At 68.4% G+C, this 652-nt stretch carries 1 protein-coding gene; it reads left to right on the plus strand.

The window, feature by feature from the left end; all coding sequences use genetic code 11:
• Nucleotides 1–133: 133 nt before the first annotated feature.
• Complete coding sequence (locus ACSNOC_RS27850) at nt 134–574, plus strand: DUF6224 family protein (RefSeq protein ID WP_436750348.1); 441 nt, start codon at nt 134–136, stop codon at nt 572–574.
• Nucleotides 575–652: the final 78 nt, after the last annotated feature.

Here is a 652-nt window from a genome sequence, read left to right on the forward strand (position 1 = left end):
GGCGGACACGGGGGCGGATCCCGGGGTGGCGTGAGCCGGGCGGAATCGGTCGGAACTGGCCCGTAGGGAAGCCTTACCTGGGAGACTTGGCGTTCGCAAGGACGGAGAACGGTGAACGGGCGGTGGCGCGACGATGGACGACGTGGTCAGGCCGTACACCTCGGACGAGGTGCTGCACGCGGTGGCGTTGATCCAGGCGCACCTGGCGGAGGACGACGAGGCCGTCTCGGCGCTCCAGGACGAGAGCGAGGAGAGCGCCCGGCAGTGCGCGCGGGCGATGTTCGCGCTGGCGCACGTCATCATCTTCGGTCAGGTGATCCCCGAGATGTGGGTGATCAAGGAGAATCTGGACTTCGGGCACACCAGCCACGTTCCCGAGCTGAATCTCGCGATTCATGTGCTGAAGCGGATGGAGGAGCGGATCGGGCTGGCCCATGTGCACCCGGTGGTCGGGGCGTTGTCGGCCGGGGACGTGATGGACCTGATCATCCAGTGCACGGGGACGAAGATGGAGGATGTGCCGGCGTTCCTCGACACCGTTCGTGAACGGACGCTGCGCTCCCCGGAGTTCTGAGCCGGGGGCCGACCGCCTCACACGTCCGGGGCGTAGTGGCGCCCGTCGGTGCGGTGGGGGAGGGGCGGGAGGTTGCGG

Source organism: Streptomyces sp. URMC 129 (assembly GCF_051386415.1).
Taxonomy (GTDB): domain Bacteria; phylum Actinomycetota; class Actinomycetes; order Streptomycetales; family Streptomycetaceae; genus Streptomyces.